The organism is Pseudarthrobacter enclensis (assembly GCF_030811655.1).
Lineage (GTDB): Bacteria > Actinomycetota > Actinomycetes > Actinomycetales > Micrococcaceae > Arthrobacter > Arthrobacter enclensis_A.
Genome location: NZ_JAUSRE010000006.1, coordinates 94,149 through 108,127, shown reverse-complemented (window position 1 = coordinate 108,127; position 13,979 = coordinate 94,149). Strand labels below are relative to the sequence as shown.

At 66.5% G+C, this 13,979-nt stretch carries 9 protein-coding genes; 5 read left to right on the top strand and 4 right to left on the bottom strand.

All coding sequences use genetic code 11. The features are described 5' to 3' along the window. The first annotated feature begins 43 nt into the window (after positions 1-43). The 4 genes from J2X98_RS07570 (at position 44) to ppsA (ending at position 7,567) form a co-directional block, all read left to right on the top strand. Positions 44-1,999, top strand: coding sequence for a heavy metal translocating P-type ATPase (locus tag J2X98_RS07570; protein ID WP_307306216.1), 1,956 nt, complete (start codon positions 44-46; stop codon positions 1,997-1,999). A gap of 46 nt (positions 2,000-2,045) precedes the next feature. After that, complete coding sequence (locus tag J2X98_RS07565) at positions 2,046-2,507, top strand: universal stress protein (RefSeq protein ID WP_307306214.1); 462 nt, start codon at positions 2,046-2,048, stop codon at positions 2,505-2,507. Further along, positions 2,504-5,059 carry a cation-translocating P-type ATPase gene (locus J2X98_RS07560; RefSeq protein ID WP_307306212.1) on the top strand — a complete coding sequence of 852 codons (2,556 nt, stop codon included), beginning with the start codon at positions 2,504-2,506 and terminating at the stop codon, positions 5,057-5,059. Before J2X98_RS07565 ends, J2X98_RS07560 begins: the two co-directional genes overlap by 4 nt. A 75-nt stretch (positions 5,060-5,134) precedes the next feature. Then, on the top strand, positions 5,135-7,567 hold the full coding sequence (gene ppsA / locus J2X98_RS07555; protein WP_307306208.1) for a phosphoenolpyruvate synthase: 2,433 nt from the start codon (positions 5,135-5,137) through the stop codon (positions 7,565-7,567). An 83-nt stretch (positions 7,568-7,650) separates the two neighbouring features. On the opposite strand, the gene J2X98_RS07550 is transcribed toward ppsA, so the two are convergent. The 4 genes from J2X98_RS07550 to J2X98_RS07535 form a co-directional block, all read right to left on the bottom strand. Then, positions 7,651-8,073: an Hsp20/alpha crystallin family protein gene (locus J2X98_RS07550; RefSeq protein ID WP_307306205.1), complete on the bottom strand. Its 423-nt coding sequence runs from the start codon at positions 8,071-8,073 to the stop codon at positions 7,651-7,653. Positions 8,074-8,086: 13 nt separating this feature from the next. After that, the gene (locus tag J2X98_RS07545; protein ID WP_307306203.1) at positions 8,087-10,606 is read right to left on the bottom strand and encodes an HAD-IC family P-type ATPase; all 2,520 of its coding nucleotides are present in this window, start codon (positions 10,604-10,606) and stop codon (positions 8,087-8,089) included. 24 nt (positions 10,607-10,630) lie between these two features. Further along, entirely contained in the window at positions 10,631-11,497 is an 867-nt protein-coding gene (locus J2X98_RS07540) for a universal stress protein (RefSeq protein WP_307306201.1), read from the bottom strand. 69 nt (positions 11,498-11,566) lie between these two features. After that, the gene (locus J2X98_RS07535; RefSeq protein WP_307306199.1) at positions 11,567-12,025 is read right to left on the bottom strand and encodes a pyridoxamine 5'-phosphate oxidase family protein; all 459 of its coding nucleotides are present in this window, start codon (positions 12,023-12,025) and stop codon (positions 11,567-11,569) included. A 232-nt stretch (positions 12,026-12,257) separates the two neighbouring features. On the opposite strand from J2X98_RS07535, the gene J2X98_RS07530 reads away from it, so the two are divergent. Continuing rightward, a complete protein-coding gene (locus J2X98_RS07530; protein WP_373460848.1) occupies positions 12,258-13,958 on the top strand; it encodes a GAF domain-containing sensor histidine kinase in 1,701 nt (566 codons plus the stop codon). The last annotated feature ends 21 nt before the right edge of the window (positions 13,959-13,979 follow it).

The following is a 13,979-nucleotide window of genomic DNA, read 5'->3' as shown; positions in this document are numbered from 1 at the left end:
CCATGCGCCACGACCGTCACCATCCCCCTGGATGTGGGGCTGAATGAGGAGGCAACCCGCTCCGCCCGCGGCTGCGAGCGGAAGCCCCGGCAATTCTGATGGCCAGGGGCCCGCTGCGTCGCCCCTCGAAAAGGGCCGGAACTTCGTCAGGCGGTATCCCGTTGTCGCCCTGACGTGTCTGATGCTGGTGGCTGCGCTGGTGCTGCTGCAATCCGGCCTGGGCGAGGAAGCGCGCGTCCTCGCCTCGGCCTACGCCGCCGTGATCGTGGTGGTCCGTGCGGCGGGGATGCTGCGCGCCCTGCGGGAAGGACGCTGGGGTATCGACCTGCTGGCCCTGATGGCGATAGCGAGCACCGTTGCCGTGGGTGAGTACCTGGCTGCCCTGGTGGTCATCCTGATGCTCACCGGCGGGGAAGCGCTGGAGAACTTTGCCCAGGGCCGTGCTGCCCGTGAACTCCGGTCCCTGCTGGACCGGGCCCCGCGCTTCGCGCACCGTGAAGGAGCCAGCGGAGTACTCGAGGAAACGCCCATCGGTGACGTTGTTCCAGGGGACGTGCTGGTGGTCCGCCCCTCCGAGCTGGTACCCGTGGATGGCGAACTCCTCTCGGACTCAGCGAGCCTGGACGAATCGTCGCTGACGGGAGAGAGCCTTCCCGTCGAGCGCACCAGGGGCCAACAGCTGCTCAGCGGCGCGGTAAACGGCGTGGCGGCCATCCGGCTGCGGGCAGCCGCTTCCGCCGCGGACTCACAGTACAGCCGCATCATTGCGCTGGTCGAGGAGGCATCCAACAGCCGGGCGCCGGTGGTCCGGCTTGCTGACCGCTACGCTGTTCCCTTTACCGCCCTGGCGCTGGCCATGGCCGTTATGGCCTGGTTCCTGTCCGGCGAGGCGCTCCGCTTCGCCGAGGTGCTGGTGGTGGCCACGCCCTGCCCGCTCCTGATCGCCGCCCCGGTGGCGTTCCTGGCGGGTACCAGCCAGGCAGCACACAAGGGCATCATTATCAAGAACACCAGGACCCTTGAGCAGCTTGCGAAGGCACAGTCAGCGGTCTTCGACAAGACCGGAACGCTCACCTCCGGCCGCCCCGTCCTGGACGAGATCCGTCTGGCCCCCGGCCAGGGCGAAACGCTGGGCAGCCGGAAGGTCCTGCAGCTGGCTGCCTCGGCGGAGCAGTACTCGTCACATGTTCTGGCAGCCTCGGTGATCGAAGCCGCTGCGGCAGCCAACCTAGATCTTCTGCCGGTGCAGCAGGCCACCGAGAGCGCAACCCACGGTGTGGAGGCTGTCTGCGGGGGCCGGCAGGTGGTGGTGGGAAAGGCCGGTCTGGTCCGAAGCTCCTCCAGCGGATTCAGGGAAGCAGCAGTCCACAGCGGTCAGCTGGCCGTCCACGTCGCGGTAGACGGCCGGTACGCAGGCGCCCTGATCATGAAGGATCCATTGCGCGGCAATGCCGTGGACACCCTCGCCAGCCTGCGACGCCTTGGCGTGCACAACACCATGCTGCTGACCGGGGATGCGAGCGCCACAGCCGCGCACATCGCCGAAGAATCCGGCATCGACCATGTCCAGGCTGAATGCCTTCCCGAGGACAAGGTCAACACAGTGGCCGCGATTCGGGAACGGCCGGTCCTCATGGTGGGTGACGGTGTCAACGATGCTCCTGTCCTGGCAGCGGCAGACGTGGGGATTGCGATGGGGGCCAAAGGGGCCACGGCGGCAAGCGAATCTGCCGACGTCGTGATCATGCTTGATGACCTGTCCAAGGTGGCCCAGGCAGTGGCCATCGGAAAGCGGACCATGGCCGTAGCGCTGGTGAGCATTTGGACCGGCATAGGGCTGAGCGTCGTCCTGATGGCCATCGCCATGACCGGGTACATTCCAGCCGTGGCCGGAGCCCTCCTGCAGGAGCTGGTGGACCTGGCAACAATCCTGAACGGCCTGCGTGCCCTGCATGGCGCCGACCCGAAACTAAAGTCCCGGGGGCTGCCGCCGGCATGACTTTTGGCCCTTCCCGTGGCGGGCGCCTGGCGGGATCGTGGTCTCCATGAATGCAGACACAGGGGCCAAACCTGTCATCGTGGGAGTTGACGGCTCAGAGTACTCGTCCGCAGCCCTCCGCTACGCGGGCATGCTCGCATCCCGCCTGGGCACCCGGCTCGAAGTCATCTCATGCGTCGGGATGCCGGACTACCTGGTGATGTCGCGCCTTGAAGGAGCGGACCGGCAGTTCACTGCAAGGCTGGAGGATGCTGCCGGGCGCCTTGTCGATGATGCGCTGGGCCGCGCCTTCTCCGGGGAACGCCCGGAGAACATCGACGTGACCATCAAGTTCGGGCCGCCGGCGAAGGTGCTGGTGGAGGAAAGCCGCCGCGCCCAGGCCTTGGTGGTGGGCAGGCACGGCGAAGGCGGACTGCTCAAGTCCTCCATCGGCTCCGTCAGCAAGGCCTGCGCCGCCCACTCCATCTGTCCGGTGGTCCTGGTGGGCCAGGAGGCGGACGCCGTGTGAGGACTGTGGAGGGCCTGAGCTCCGAGCGTGCTGCACAGCTGCTGAAGCAGGCAGGCCCCAATCAGCTTCCCGTGGAGAAACCCGTCCCGCAGTGGCGGAAGCTCTGGGGGGAGATGACGCACTTCTTCGCCCTCATGCTGTGGTGCGCCGCCGCGCTGGCCTTCATCGCTGACATGCCGCAACTTGGTGTGGCGATCGTCGTCGTCATCATCGTCAACGGGGTCTTCGCCCACATCCAGCAGGAACGCGCCCAGCACGCTGCCGCCAGGCTGCGGGGGCTGCTGCCCGCCGATGTGGCGGTCCGGCGGGACGGAACGGTTCGAAAAGTCCATGCCAGCGAGCTGGTGGTTGATGACCTGGTGCTCTTGGCCGCCGGTGACCGCGTACCAGCGGACGTGGTCCTTGTTTCCGCGTCGGCCTGCGCGGTGGATGAGTCGATGCTGACGGGCGAAAGCGACCCTGTGACCAAAAACGCGGGGGACCTGGCGTGGGGTGGCACCTTCTTTGTCAACGGCTATGCAGAAGCCGCTGTTACCGCCACGGGGGCGAGGACCAGGCTGGCAGGCATTGCGGCCCTAACCAGCGGGGCCGTTTCGCCCCCCACCCCGCTCGCACTGGAACTGCGCCGGATCGTCAGGGTCACGGCGGGGATGGCCCTGGGCATCGCCGCGGTCTTCTTCCTGGCATCACTGCTGGTGGGCTTCCAGTGGCGCGACTCATTCCTGTTTTCCATCGGCGTTGCCGTCGCACTGGTCCCGGAAGGACTCCTGCCTACCGTCACGCTGTCCCTGGCCATGGGAGCCCAGCGAATGGCGACCCGGAATGGACTGGTCCGCAACCTGGAGGCCGTGGAAACCCTGGGCTCGACCACTTTCATCTGCACCGACAAAACAGGAACGCTGACGCAGAACCGGATGAACGCCGTCGAGGTCTTCACCTCCGATGGGACAGTGAGCATCACCGGCGAGGGGTATGCGCCCACCGCTGATGTCCGGGGAAACGGTGTGGAACGGGCCGTCCAGGTGGCGCTCGCAGCGCGGACGGCTTCGCAGGGCAGGGCTGAACTGCACAAGGGGCAGTGGCGCGCCCAGGGTGACCCGATGGAAGCGGCCATCGACGCCCTGGCCCGGCGGCTGACAGGATCGGAGTCGGTTTCTGTTCCATTGCGGCGCCTGCCGTTCGATCCGGTACGGCGCCGCGAATCCGCCCTTGTGGGGCCGGACCTGTTCTGCAAAGGCGCCCCCGAGACGGTGCTGCCGGTCTGTGAATCCGTGCCCGGACCGCTCAAGGAACAGGTGGAGGAGATGGCCGCGCACGGCCTGCGCGTCATTGCCGTGGCCAGGCGACGGCTAAGGGGGAATCCGGAAGCCTGGCTCGCCGGCACCGCGGCTGAACTCGAAACAGGACTGGAGCTGTTGGGCCTGATCGGACTGCAGGACCCGCCCCGGCCGGATGTGGGAAACGTGATCCGTGCTGCGCGAAAAGCGGGAGTGAAAGTCGCCATGATCACCGGCGACCACCCGGCCACGGCGGCCGCCATTGCGCGGCAGATAGGGCTGATTGGAGCCCCCGAATACGTGCTGGAAGGCGCGGACCTGCCAGAGGATGAGCAGATGCTCGGTGCACTGCTGGACCGTGACGGGGTGGTGGTCAGCAGGGTTTCGCCGGAGCAGAAGCTCCGTGTCGCCAAGGCGCTCCAGACCAGGGGGCACGTGGTGGCCATGACCGGTGACGGCGTCAACGACGGGCCGGCCCTTCGCGAGGCAGACATCGGCGTGGCCATGGGCCGAAGCGGAACCGACGTTGCCCGCGAAGCCGCGGACCTGGTCCTCCTGGACGACCATTTCGGCACCATCGTCTCCGCCATCGAACAGGGCAGGGCCACGTACGCCAACATCCACCGCTTCCTGACCTACCACCTCACCGACAACGTGGCGGAGCTGACCCCCTTCGTCATTTGGGCGCTCTCCGGCGGCCGGTTCCCGCTTGCCCTGGGTGTCCTCCAGATCCTTGCCCTGGACATCGGTACGGACCTGCTGCCGGCGCTGGCACTTGGCGCTGAACCGCCGGGCCGCCGAGTCCTCGCCCGGCCACCCGAGCGCCGGCACCTGATGGACCGGCAGCTCATCATCCGGGTTTTCTGCATCCTGGGCCCCGTGGAGGCTGCCACGGAGATGGCCGTGTTCTCCGCTGTTCTGGCCGGCGGCGGCTGGGCCCGGGGGCAGCTTCCGGCGGCAGGGCTGCTGATGGCCGCCTCCGGAGCCGCCTTCACCGCCGTCGTCCTGGGCCAGCTCGCCAACGCCTTTGCCTGCCGAAGCGCCACAGTGCCGCCCTGGAAACTTGGCTGGGGGACCAACAGGCTCCTGGTGTGGGCCGTGCTGGGCGAACTGGCCGTCCTCACGGTATGCCTGTACGTGCCCTACCTCGCCACCCTGCTGGGCCAGGCCCCGCCAACCCCACTGGGCCTCCTGCTGGCCCTCCTCGCAGCCCCCGCCGTCCTGTTGGCAGACTGGATCCACAAAGCCGTCCGCGCCCGGCTGCGCCGCGCATGACGGGAGCGGCAGCGCAGCCGGGCGCCGGGACCAAAGACTCTGCTGGCACATCCCGCCGGAGACCAGAATCGAGCCATGAGTGCCGCCGCAGAAACTTCCCTGACCAATGCCAACGTCAAGTGGTTCGAAGACACCGGGATCACGGACATCCCGTCGGTGGGCGGGAAGAACGCCTCCCTGGGGGAGCTGAGCCGTGCACTGCAATCTGCGGGTGTGAGAGTGCCGGAAGGGTTCGCGACCACCGCCGCCGCCTACCGCGCTTTCCTCGCTGCCAACGACCTGGAGCCCCGGATCAAGGCGTACATGGAGGACCAACGAGCCGGAAGGGCGACACTGCGCCAGACGGGGGCCGCAATCCGGGAGCTGTTCCTGCAAGCGAGCTTTCCTGACGCCATCGCCGCCGATATCCAGGAGCATTACCGTGACCTGTGCGGCCGGACGGGGCAGGCCCAGATGCCGGTGGCCGTCCGCAGCAGCGCCACTGCAGAGGACCTGCCGGACGCCAGCTTCGCCGGCCAGCAGGAAACCTTCCTGAACGTGGCCGGCGAACGCGGCGTCCTTGATGCCTGCAGGCGCTGCTACGCATCGTTGTTTACCGACCGTGCCATCAGCTACCGGGAGATGAAGGGCTACGACCACCTGGACGTCGCCCTGTCCGTGGGCGTCCAGAGGATGGTCCGGTCCGACCTCGGCGCCTCCGGGGTGATGTTTTCGATTGACACCGAGTCCGGCTTTCCCGACGTTGTGGTCATCAGCGCCGCCTGGGGGCTGGGGGAGACGGTGGTCCAGGGGACCATCAACCCGGACAAATACCAGGTGTTCAAGCCGCTGCTGGCGGACCCGAACTTCAGCCCGGTGATCGAACGGGCCGTGGGTGCCAAGGAGCGCAAGATGGTATACAGCCAGGGCGGTGATGCACGGACCCGGACCGTTGATACCAGCGCACGGGAGCGGCGCTCGCTGGTACTGAGCGACCCGGAAATTGTCCTCCTGGCCCGGTGGGCCGCCGCCGTCGAAAGGCATTACGGCCGGCCGATGGACATGGAGTGGGCAAAGGACGGGGTGACAGGTGACCTCTTCATGGTGCAGGCGCGGCCGGAAACGGTCCAGGCGCGCAGAAGTACGTCCACCTTCCGGACCTACCATCTCCTGCATCCCGGCCCGGTCCTGGCAACGGGGGCTGCGATCGGTGATGCCATCGCCAAGGGCGCGGCGTGCGTTATCCGCGACGCGAAGGACATCGAGTCCTTCGTTGACGGTTCAGTGCTGGTTACCCGGATGACCGACCCCGACTGGGTGCCGGTGATGAAGCGCGCCGCCGGCATCATCACCGACCACGGCGGGACCACCAGCCACGCCGCGATCGTCAGCCGAGAGCTTGGCGTGCCCGCCGTCGTGGGAACGCGCAACGCAACGGAGATATTGGCCGACGGCGTCCCGGTCACCTTGTCCTGCGCGGAAGGGGAGGAGGGGCGTGTCTACGAAGGACTGCTCGAGTACTCAGTGGAGGAAGTGGACATGGCTGGCCTTCCCGACACCCGCACCGATGTGATGATCAACATCGCCAGTCCGGCTGCGGCGTTCAAATGGTGGCGGCTGCCCGCAGCCGGGGTGGGACTGGCCCGGATGGAGTTCATCATCAACAGCCTGATCCGCGTCCACCCCATGGCACTGGTCCATCCGGAAAAGGTGGCAGACCCGCAGGAGGCGGATCTCATCAGGCAGCTCACCAGCGGCTACGACGATCCGCAGGAGTACTTCGTGGACATGCTGGCGACAGGGATCGCCAAGATCGCCGCCCCCTTCCACCCCAAACCGGTGATCGTCCGGCTCAGCGATTTCAAGAGCAACGAATACAGCCACCTGGTGGGCGGCAGGTTCTTTGAACGTCCCGAGGAAAATCCCATGATCGGCTTCCGCGGCGCCTCCCGCTACTACAGCAGCCACTACCGGGAAGCGTTTGCCCTGGAGTGCAAGGCCCTCAAACGCGTGCGGGAGAAGGCAGGGTTCGGAAACGTCATTGTCATGGTTCCCTTCTGCCGCACCGTGGGGGAAGCGGACCAGGTCATCCAGGCAATGGAGGAGCAGGGACTGGTCCGCGGCGCCGACGGGCTGCAGCTCTACATGATGTGCGAGATCCCGTCCAACGTCGTCCTGGCGGAGGAGTTCGCCAAGCGCTTTGACGGTTTCTCCATCGGCTCCAACGACCTCACCCAACTGGTGCTCGGGGTGGACCGTGACTCGGAGGAACTGGCGGGATTGTTCGATGAGCGGGACCCTGCCGTGATGTCCATGATTGCCCAGGCCATCAGCAAGGCCCATGCTGCCGGCATCAAAATCGGGATCTGCGGCCAGGGGCCCAGCAACCATCCGGACCTCGCCGAGTTCCTGGTCAGCCAGGGGATCGATTCCGTGTCCCTGAACCCCGATACCTACATCCGGACGCTGCCGGTGATAGCTGCAGCGGAGGCAAAAGCAGCTTCGGTTTCGGGGCGCCAGGGGAGTTAGCCAGGCGCGCCCACGAAAAAGTGCCTGGCTCCAAGGGGTAGTTCCCCACGGAGCCAGGCACCGGCGTCGTACCGTCCCGGTCCTCAGCCCCTCGTGATGGGGATCTTGGAACCACCGGATGGCTGCCCCTGGTCCGGCATCGGAGCCCGGACTTCAAGGAGGCCGTCCTTGTAGGAGGCGGTGATGTCGCCCTGCTGCACCCCGCCGGGGAGCGGAATCCGGCGCATGAAGGAGCCGTAACGGAACTCGGACCGGTAGCTGTCCTTGTCCTTTTGTTCCTTCTTTTCCTGGCGCTCCGCCTTGATGGACAGCACGCCGTCGGTGACTGTCACATCGACATCCTTCTCGGGATCTATCCCGGGCAGCTCTGCCCGCACCACCAGCGTGTTGCCATCCACCATTTCCTCGACCTTTATGGCCGAGCTGCCCATATCGCCTTCGAAAAGCCGTTCGATGACATCGATGGGGGAACGGCGCGTGTCGAACCATCTCATCAGGTCAGTCATTCCTGCCTCCTGCTCATGTGGAAGCCGGACCATCGCGTTGCCCGGCAGTTCCACCATCCGCTTCGGGCGGCGCAGCTTCCAGAGTCAAAGGTCCCAGCCCCTTTCGCGCGGCACTCCGGGGAGGACGGCGGGCATAACGGCCGGCCAGTTCCACCGCCAGGCATCCTGCGGCAGAAACCACAACGGTCAGGACCAGCAGGCCGGTGGGCGGCCAGTCCACCCGGAAGAAGTCCTGCGCCAACGGAACGGTGAACAGCAGGGCAAGCCCCGCATACATGCCGGCAAGAATCAGTCCCTTGGTCAGGTTAAGGGGGCGGGATGCCACCACCAGGACCCACGCCGCCACCAGGCCCAGGGTGAGGGTGGCCGCGGACTGCGCCGAGTCCGGGGTGTGTCCGCCCCAGGTCTGTGCGTAGCCGCTGACCACCAGGACGCACAGGGCGGTGCAGATACCCGCCGGCACGGCAAAGGCAAGTGAACGCCGGAGGAAGCCCGGCGCATACCTCTGCCCCCCGGGTTGCAGGGCCAGGAAGAACGCCGGCAGGCCGATGGTCAGGCCGTCCAGGGCGGACAGCTGCCGCGGCAGGAACGGAAAGGCCAGCAACAGGACGCCGGTCACGACGGAGATGACGGTGGCGTATACGGTCTTGCTGAGGAAGACCAGGGAGACGCGCTCGATGTTGCTGATGGCCCGGCGTCCTTCGTCCACCACTGCAGGCAACCGCTCGAACCGCCCGTCCAGGAGGACCATGCGGGCCACGGCCTTGGTGGCGGGGGAGGCCGAGTCCATGGCGATGCCCAGGTCCGCCTCCTTCAGTGCCAGGACGTCATTCACCCCGTCCCCGGTCATTGCCACGGTGTGTCCGCGCCGCTTCAGGGCCAGGACCAGGTCACGTTTCTGGGACGGCGTCACGCTTCCAAAGAGGCTGTGGGACTCCACCGTTTCCTCCAGTTGGTGCGGATCGCCGGGAAGGGTCCGCGCGTCATAGGCCCTCCCGGGGCCAAAGCCCACGCCGCGCGCCAGTGCGGCTACAGTCCGGGGATCATCGCCCGAGATGATCTTCACGCTTACCCCCTGCTCCCGGAAGTAGTCGAGCGTGGCGGCGGCATCCTTGCGGATCGATTCCCGGAAGGTCAGCAGGGTCACCGGCACCAGGCCCGGCGGCATGCCCGCCTCTGCGGCGTCCGGCGGCAGCGGACCCGGCAGATGGGCCAGTGCCAGGGTCCGGCGGCCGCTGGCGGCAAGGGCCGCGGCTTTCCCGTGTGCGTCGGCGCAGCCGGGCGCGCCGAGCACGGCGTCCGGTGCTCCCATGATCCAGGTCCCCGGGGCGGCGGATTCCGCCCCAAAGGTTACCGAGCTCCATTTTTGCGCGGACGAGAACGCCACGGAGCCCTGCTCGTGCAGCGGAGCCTGCACCGCAAAGGCGGCCCCGATTGCTGCCGCCGTGCTGCTGGCATCCGGATTGGTACCAAACCATTCCAGCGCGTGACGCCACCCGGCCACCGGTGCCCTCCCGGTGTCGTGGAGGGCGTCGAAGACCACGGTTCCTGAGGACAACGTGCCGGTCTTGTCCAGGCAGAGGACATCGACCCGTGCCAGCACTTCCACCGCGGCAAGTTCCTGGATCAGGACTTTTTGGCCGGCAAGACGTAGCCCCCCTACGGCAAAAGCCACGCTGGTCATCAGCAGCAGCCCCAAGGGGATCATGGCCATGATGCCCGCAACTGCTCCCACCACCGCCGGAATCCACCGTCCTGATCCCATGGCACCGGCCCAGCCGCCCTGGTCCTGCATCTGCGCATTCGTGAGCAGCAGGGCGGTGGGAAGAAGCAGCCACGTTATGACCGTGAAAACCTTTTCCAGGCCCCTGCGGATCTCGGACGTGACCAGGGAAAAGCGCCGGGCTTCGGCCGCCAGGCGGTAAGCGAACGTTTCAGGCCCCACCCGGCTTACGGTGGCCCGGCCGTGGCCTGCAAGGATGAGGGACCCGGACAGCAAAATGGCGCCGGTCTGTTTGGGGACGGGCTCGGATTCACCGGTCAGCAGGGACTCGTCCACCTCGAGCGGGCCGCCATCCAGGAGCAGCAGGTCTGCCGTGACCTGGTCTCCCGCATTGAGCACCACAAGGTCGTCCGGCACCAGTTCGTCAGAGGAAACGGTCTCCCGGGCTCCGTTCCGGATCACAGTGTTGCTGGCAGCCTGGAGAATGGCCAGTTGATCCAGCGATCGCTTGGCCCGGTATTCCTGGATGATGCCAATCAGCGAATTGCTGATTGCGGACAACCCGAAGAGCGCATCCCGCCACTGGCCGAGGACCAGCAGCAGGATGAAGCACCCGCCCACCACGCTGTTGAAAAGGTTGAAGACGTTTGCCCTGACAATCTCACCGATGCTCCTGCTGGTTGCCGTTGGCACGCTGTTGACACGGCCGGCATCCGCACGCTCACGCACCTCGGCGGTGGAGAGGCCGTCCCGGACATGGTTCACGTCCAGGCCCGGGACCGGTGCCCCGTTGTCCCCGGCTATGGTCATGGCGCGGTCTGGCTGTTGGCCCCGTCAGTCGCTGTGCTGCTGTTTGTTCAGGCGGGTGATCACCGTGGGGCAGGGCGGCTGCGTCAGGACCGCGTGAGCCGTGGAGCCAAGGAAGAACCTTTCGAAGCCACCCTTGCCACGGCTGCCCAGGACAAGCAGCCGCGCGTCCGCGGCAGCACGGAGCAGGGCATCCGCCGGCTCCAGGACCGTCTCCATCACGGCGTGAACCACAAGATCGGGATAGTCCTGCCGAAGGCCCGCCTCCGTTTCGGACAGTACGATCCGTTCCTCCTCCACCACGTGGGTGGCAAAACTGCTCTGCGGCAGGCCGGCCGCGATCCAGCGGTTGGGGCCGGTGAAGGCGTAAAGGACTGTCAGTTCCTCTCCAAGCGCGTCAGCTTCGGCAGCCGCAAAAGCCACTGCCTGAGTAGCTTCCCGTGATCCATCCACGCCTACCACGATGCCGCGGCCGTGCTCCTGGCCCTCTCCGATGACGGCTACCGGGCACTCAGCCGTGGCGGCCGCCTGAAGTGCCCGGTCCGTCAAGGCGCCGCGCGAGCGGCCGCTGGTGCCCAGGACAAGCATCGAAGCATTTTTGGAATAGTCGCCCAGGGCTGCCCCAATGCCTCCTTCGAGCAGTTGGAGGGTGACCTGCAGTCCGGGTTCCGCGGCCGTGGCCTTTTCGCCGGCCTCCTTCAGCAGGCCCAGGCCCGATTCGCGCAGCACTTCAAGGTAGGGAAGCACCTCCGCTGCCATCCAGCGATCGTCCACAACGTTGACGACGGCGAGGGGAAGCTTGAGCCTGTTGGCCCGGGCTGCCGCCCACAGCAGGGCGGCATGGGACGCCGGCGTGTCGGAAATGCCGACGGCGATTGGCTTGGCAGGTGCCATGGGGGACCATCCTTTGTGGCTGGGGGTGAAGGTTTCGGTTCTGGCGCGGTCGGCCTGCCCGGCCCCCGCTTAGTCGGCGGAGGGCTCCCGCGGTGGCCACCAGTGGGTTGGCGCGGCGATGACGAAGCGGCGGCCACTGATCTCCCCGGGCGTGATCCTGATCAGGACGTTCTTCTGGCCGGGCTGCCACGGGGACAAGCCCGCGTCCATGGCGTCCTGGGTTTCCTCGGCATCGGTGACAACTACGGCATGCCCCTTAAGGATGACGCTCCAGGCAATGGTCCCGTACTGGTTCATTCCGTCTGCCTCTACGGCCACCGTCTTCCGCTCGGAAAGGGCGGCGAGCTTGGTTCCTTCACCGGTCCGGATCAGCAGTGTGCCGTTGGTAGCGACGAAATTCACCGGATAGTTCTCAACGGATTCCCCGTCGCTGAACGCGATCCTGCAAAGGGACGTTGACCGAAGGTACCGCCAGCAATCGTGGACCCCGAGTTCCTTGATTTCCGGTTCTGCCGCTGCACTGTTCATGGCCGTAGCCTAGGGCCGCCAGCCGCCAGAGGATAGGGAAGAAGGTCCCGCAGCCCCCTATCCCGGAAGTATTAAGGAGCATTTTGGCCCTGGCACTCCTAGACTCAGACGCAAAGCGCCTTCATGCTCTGGTGAAGGTGGATGTGGGGGCGGAGGCCGGCACTTCCGTTTCGGGATTTTGACCGTGCCAGGAATCCGCAGCGCCGCAGGTTCCTGCCGCAGGAGGTGGAACGTGAACACTGGGCGGCCCTGGCGCTCCCCGGCAACGGACGGGGTGGAAGACACTGTGGGCGGATTCACCCCCAGTGGGGACGAGCCTCTGGATACGCAGGAACGGATCAACGGCTTGCTGGCCGCGGTAGTGGCACTTGCCGAGGACTTGAGCCTTGAAGCCGTCCTGGACCGTCTTGTACGGTCCGCCTGCGTACTGGTGGGCGCAGGCTACGGTGCACTGGGGGTCATCGGCGAAGACCGGAAACTGAGCCACTTCATCACCGTAGGAATTGGCGAGGCGGGCATCCGTTCCATCGGCGACCTCCCCACGGGGCATGGTGTACTGGGCCTGTTGATCCGCGAGCCAAAGCCGCTGCGCCTCCACGACCTTGGGCAGCACCCCATAGCCTCCGGTTTTCCCCCGAACCACCCGCCTATGCGGACCTTCCTGGGCGTGCCGGTCCGTGTCAGGGACGAGGTCTTTGGAAACCTCTACCTGACAGAGAAACAAGGTGGGGAGGACTTTACCGCCGAAGACGAGGACCTTGCCGTGGCCCTGGCAGCGGCAGCAGGAGTAGCGATCCAGAACGCCCGCCTGTTTGAGGACAGCAGCCGGCGGCAGAAGTGGCTCGAGGCCGGGATGGAGCTGAGCAGCAGGTTGATCATGACGCCCCATCCCGGTGGGGCGGACAACCTGGATATTGTCGCGGAAACGGCTCTGAAGGTGTCGGATTCGGCCCTCGCTGCGGTGGCTGTGCCGGGCAGCGACGGTGTGCTCCGCTGCCGTTCCTGCCTGGGAGTGCAGGGGCTCCAGGCGGGTCAGGAGCTGATGGTGTCAACTGCCGTGTCCGGCGTCGTTGAGCGCGGGGGGTCCCTTGTGGCCAAGGACCCGCGGCAGGTCTTCGAAGATGAGGTGGCAGGCAAGCTCGGCTCGGTCCTCGTGTGCTCCCTGGGGCACGGCAGCGTCCACAACGGGGTCCTGCTGCTGGCGCGCCCCCATGGCACTGCCATGTTCACCCAATCCGAGGCGGAGTCGAGTGCCATTTTCGGGAGCCGGATCGGCCTTGCACTGGACCTGGCGCGCGTGAATGCGCTGCGCGAACAGAACCTGCTCTTCACCGATCGGGAACGGATCGCCCGCGACCTCCATGACCTGGTTATCCAGCGCCTTTTTGCTGCCGGACTGAGCATTCAAAGCCTGCGCCGTTACACCCTGGACCCGGTGGCCTACGAGCGCATCGCCGCCGTGACCGGAGAGCTCGACGAGACCATCCGCGAGCTGCGGGACACGATCTACTCGCTCCGCTCGGCAGATGAGGAACACGAACCGCTAACGGGCCGGATGCTGCGCGTGGTCCGCGAAAACTCGCGCAGTTACGCCCTGACCCCCAGGGTATCCATGGACGGCCCCGTGGATTCGATCAGCGAGGACGTTGCGGTCCACCTGTTGTCAGTGCTGTCGGAGGGGCTCAGCAACGCGCTGCGGCACTCGGGCGCGGACGAGATCGACGTCACTGTTGCCGTAGGCGCGGACGGCGGCCAGCGCGGGGACCGGGTGCAGCTCCTTATCAGCGACAATGGCAGGGGCTTCAGCGAGCCTGGCCGGGTAAGCGGCCTCGCCAACATGCGCCACCGAGCTGAAATTCTGAAAGGCAGCTGCACCATCGACAGCGTGCCCGGCAGGGGTACCACCGTGGCCTGGTCCGCACCGCTCACCTGAATTCCCGGCCGGGCTCCCTGC